The organism is Sphaerochaeta sp. UBA5836 (assembly GCF_002432845.1).
In the GTDB taxonomy this organism is placed as follows: Bacteria; Spirochaetota; Spirochaetia; order Sphaerochaetales; family Sphaerochaetaceae; genus Sphaerochaeta.
In genome coordinates this window covers 23346-27481 of sequence record NZ_DJGW01000006.1, presented here as the reverse complement: position 1 = coordinate 27481, position 4136 = coordinate 23346, and the positions used below count along the sequence as shown (strand labels likewise).

The window sequence follows — 4136 nt, the reverse complement described above, 5'->3', positions numbered from 1 at the left end:
TACTCCCAACCCAGCTGCTTGCGGGCAAGAGCGACTTCATCGGCTCCAAGCGGAGCGCCGTGGCAGGACTCCTTTCCTCCCTTGTTGGGTGAGCCGTAGCCGATGGTGGTCTTGCACATGATCAAGGTGGGTCTGGAAGTTTCATAGCGTGCTGCAGAAATTACTTTCTGGATTGCATCAGAGTCATGTCCATTCACATCCCTGAACACCTGCCAACCGTAGGCTTCAAAGCGCTTGGCTGTGTCGTCGGTGAGCCAGCCTTTCACCTCTCCATCAATGGAGATGCCGTTGTTGTCGTAGATGGCGATGAGTTTTCCAAGCTTCCAGGTTCCGGCAAGCGAGGCAGCCTCATGGCTGATGCCTTCCATCAGGCATCCATCACCAAGGAAGGTGTACGTGTAGTGGTTTACTACAGGAAAGCCTTCTTTGTTGAACTGGGCGGCAAGCATTTTCTCTGCCAAGGCCATACCTACGGCATTGGCAAGGCCCTGCCCGAGAGGTCCGGTGGTAGTCTCCACGCCGGGAGTAAGTTTATATTCGGGGTGGCCGGGGGTTCGGCTGTGAAGCTGTCTGAACTGTTTCAGGTCTTCAATGCCCAGGTCATACCCGCTCAGGTGCAAGAGTGAATAGAGCAACATGGAAGCATGGCCGTTGGAAAGTACAAACCGGTCACGGTTCGCCCAATTGGGATTCTTGGGATTGTGTGCCATGATTTTTCGCCACAGAACCTCGGCGATATCGGCCATGCCCATAGGGGCTCCGGGGTGTCCGGAATTCGCTTTCTGTACACCATCCATACTTAATATGCGAATTGCATCTGCTAATTGATTCGTCTTCATCCTTTCCTCCAATCATGTAGTAAGAAACACCCCGGGATCTGAAAGAAACCGGGGCGTGATCCTTACTGACAAGATATCCTAGTATCGCTATTTAGTCAAAAGTATCAAAACTGTTTAATAGCCATAACTGAGAATCATGGCAACGCGCTTGAAACCAGGCTCCGCTCTCTTCACAATTTCCCTGTCGTCAGTCTTCTCAAAATTCGTAAACTGCACTGCAGTAAGCAGCGAGAGACGATCAGTAAACTGCGTGTTGACGAGTATGCTCAGATCACTGAACAAACCGGTTCTGGAACTATCAAATACATTGTAAGCATACGTTTCAAGCTGTACGCCGACAAGGTTTACGATCAGGGGCATTTGGTAGCCGAGAATGTACTCGCCCTTGTAGTTGAAGCCGTTGACCATTGCTCCGCTATTCTCGAACTCCCAGGCTGTGGTGTTGTTGGCTGCACCAGAGTAGCCTTTGTAGTTCAATTCCTGATAGGCTCGGATGACAACGCTGGTCCAATCGCCGTTGAAGATGGCGCCGGTGTCAAACTGGAAGGCTGCCCCCACTCTTCCCATGTAGTAGGTTCCTGCAAGCTGGTCGGAAGTTAATGCAGTGCCGATTCCGCCCGGAGCAATGCGAAGGCCTTCGAGGTCCATCAAGGGGAAATCCCAACCTGTTCCGGCTCCACCACCGAGGCTGACTTCCAGGACGGCGATCGGGGTCAGAACTGCGTCCAATGTAGCACTCGCTGCAATCGGGGAGACACCGATCTGCGTCTTGAGTTTCAGGTTGTTGCCGCTCATAAGCGGGCCTTCACCGACGAGCATGGGAATCTTCACCTGATAGGCTGCTTCAGCCTTGGCTTCAACACCCTTCTTTCCATCCCAAGCACCGGTAAATTTCAGCGTACCGGAAGTAGTTGTCTGGGCGAACAAGCCTGCAGAGACCAACAAGACAATCACCAACGAAATAACAATCCTAGAAGTATTGTGTTTCACAGTTCTTCCTCCAAAGATAAGGTAGATATAGCATAGCACAGGTAATGATGAATGATTGAAAAAACTAACAGTTATCAAGCCTGCAAGTTGATAATACACGTTCGGACAGACGCTGTATAAAAGTAAATCAATGGACAATTTTCATTCAAGCCTACTCAGAATAGTAATGGAAATACGTTTAATCCTTTTACAGAAACGGAACCTGGGGATACAAATCCCTCAGCTGTGAGAATGTCAGATTGGCAATGACCAGGGCACCCCACTCATTGAGATGGGTGTCGTCGGCAATTCCATCCGGGTAGTTGGGGTGTTCTCCTTCATGCAAATGAAGAAACAGCTTTTTGGAGTCTTTCGGTCCCAAGTAGGAGAACAGCTGATAGGTTTTATCGGTCATATCCAGGACCGGATAGTTCCTGCTCTGTGCAAGCGAAATCATTGCCTTCGGATACTCGCCATGGGTTTGGACGAGGTTGCCTTCTTCGTCGAAACGCCGCCTGCAGATCGGAGTCAGAAGCACCGGCCGGGCATTTCTTTTCAACACTTTATCGGTCATCAGAATCAGATTTCCCTGGTAGGTGGTCCAAGGATCGGTATGCCGCTCTTCATCCTCTTTGCTGTCGTTGTGCCCGAACTGGATGAAAACCCAATCCCCGGCTGCAAGCTGCTCAAGGCACCGGTCGAACAACCCTTCCTCGAGGAATGACTTGGTAGAGCAACCATTTTTTGCCAGATTGATCACCTGCCACGGCTTCTTGACCAAACCTTGGAGCACCATCCCCCACCCCGTCTCAGGACGTTTGTCCTCACTCTTGTCGGCACAGGTGGAGTCCCCGAGTAAAAAAATCCGATTCATCGGCTTGCTTCCTCTTCTTCCTTCCCCCAGCCGGGAAGCATGTCTTCTGCAGAAACAATGGTATTCAGTTTCGGCTTTTCCGGCATTTTGCGCTGTTCCTTCTTCAGCAAAAAGTACAAGCCGGTTCCGCCAAGCAGCATTGCAACAAGGTAAATGGCTAGGAGAATCAGAAAATCGGGCATGCTACCTCCCTCTGCTCTTGCGCTGCCAATAGGCGATGGCCAGCTGGGTGCGGTCGCGCAAATCAAGCTTGTCCAGCATCACCGAAATCATATTACGCACCGTCCCCTCGCTCATGCACAGCCTAATAGCGATTTCCTTGTTGCTCAACCCCTGAGCCAACTGCATCAGCACTTCCTGCTCCCGCTCTTTCAAGTCGCTGAACAACTGGTCATCGGAGAAGCTCCTAAGCGCCTGTTCGCTGATCACCGGAAGCCCCTGATGGACAGCCTTGATCGTCAATATCTGCTTTTCGGTGGAGTCGCTCTTAAGCAGAAAACCCGACGCCCCCGACTCAAGGCAGCGGTGCAGCGTTCGGTAATCGGCAAAGGTGGTGAGCATGAGAATCTTGACACGGGGAAACTCGGCCCGTATACGCTGAAGCGTCTCAATGCCATCCATCACCGGCATCTGAATATCGAGAAGGACCATATCGACAGGGTGGTTCTGAAGAAAGGAGAGAGCCTGTGCCCCCTGTTCAGCCTTGCCGGCTATGACAATCGAAGGGTCTTCTGAAAGAAGAATCTCCAGGCTCTCCAGCACCAAGGCATCATCGTCCACCAACAGAAGCTTCATCCCATCTCCTTTTTGGAGGGCAGGGTTATCAGCAGGCGGAACGTCTCGTCCCGCTGGATGGCCACACTGCCTCCCAAAGCCTCCACACGACGGCGCATATACCTCAGGCCATTGCCTGTCTCTTCGTTTTTTTGGTCAAAAAGACCATCGTTTTCAAGCATCAGGCGGGTTGTTGTACCGGTGATGGCAAGCTGAGCCCTCACCATGGCAGGCTTGGCATGTTTGGCGATATTGGTCAAAGCTTCCTTGACAGCACTGTACAGCACCTGCTGCACAGCTGGGTCGAGTACCTCGATATCACCGCTTTGGTGCAAGTCCACCGGATAGTTGAATTGCTCAAAGAGCTGTCTGAACCTTTGGTTGGCCGTATCATCGTCTCGTTGCAGCTGCCTGACGGCAAGCTTGAGCTGGTCGAGACTGTTTTCAAGGCGGACAAGAGCCTTGGCCTGGCTGTCCAGAGCCTTCTCAACCTCATTGCGCTGAAGCAAGGAGCCCAGGGCCTTGAGCGTCAGATGGGCGGCGGTCAGTTCATGACCAAGGCTGTCATGCAAAATCCGGGCGATATGATTGCGCTCCTCAAGACGCGAAAGCTGCTGTGCATCCTGATAATCGAGCAAAAGGTGCTGCTCCTCCTCTTGAAGACGATGCACCTTCAGCCG

At 51.9% G+C, this 4136-nt stretch carries 6 protein-coding genes; all 6 read right to left on the bottom strand.

All coding sequences use genetic code 11. From position 1 onward, the window contains the following. Positions 1–797, bottom strand: a 797-nt coding sequence (locus B3F49_RS00590) for a thiamine pyrophosphate-dependent enzyme (protein ID WP_293908519.1), incomplete at its 3' end; no start/stop codon positions are given. 156 nt (positions 798–953) lie between these two features. Further along, entirely contained in the window at positions 954–1829 is an 876-nt protein-coding gene (locus B3F49_RS00585) for a hypothetical protein (RefSeq protein WP_293908518.1), read from the bottom strand. A 187-nt stretch (positions 1830–2016) separates the two neighbouring features. Beyond that, entirely contained in the window at positions 2017–2682 is a 666-nt protein-coding gene (locus B3F49_RS00580; RefSeq protein WP_293908517.1) for a rhamnogalacturonan acetylesterase, read from the bottom strand. Beyond that, positions 2679–2864 carry a hypothetical protein gene (locus B3F49_RS00575; protein WP_293908515.1) on the bottom strand — a complete coding sequence of 62 codons (186 nt, stop codon included), beginning with the start codon at positions 2862–2864 and terminating at the stop codon, positions 2679–2681. The genes B3F49_RS00580 and B3F49_RS00575 overlap by 4 nt, the downstream gene beginning before the upstream one ends. Position 2865: 1 nt before the next feature. Next, a complete protein-coding gene (locus B3F49_RS00570) occupies positions 2866–3477 on the bottom strand; it encodes a response regulator transcription factor (protein ID WP_293908513.1) in 612 nt (203 codons plus the stop codon). Beyond that, a partial coding sequence (locus B3F49_RS00565; protein ID WP_293908512.1) for a sensor histidine kinase occupies positions 3474–4136 on the bottom strand: 663 nt, incomplete at its 5' end. The genes B3F49_RS00570 and B3F49_RS00565, both read right to left, overlap by 4 nt.

Bases quoted from the DNA above. Each gene is read 5' to 3' on its own strand.
- B3F49_RS00580 (WP_293908517.1), bottom strand. From the start codon at position 2,682: ATGAATCGGATTTTTTTACTCGGGGACTCCACCTGTGCCGACAAGAGT.
- B3F49_RS00570 (WP_293908513.1), bottom strand. From the start codon at position 3,477: ATGAAGCTTCTGTTGGTGGACGATGATGCCTTGGTGCTGGAGAGCCTG.
- B3F49_RS00575 (WP_293908515.1), bottom strand. From the start codon at position 2,864: ATGCCCGATTTTCTGATTCTCCTAGCCATTTACCTTGTTGCAATGCTG.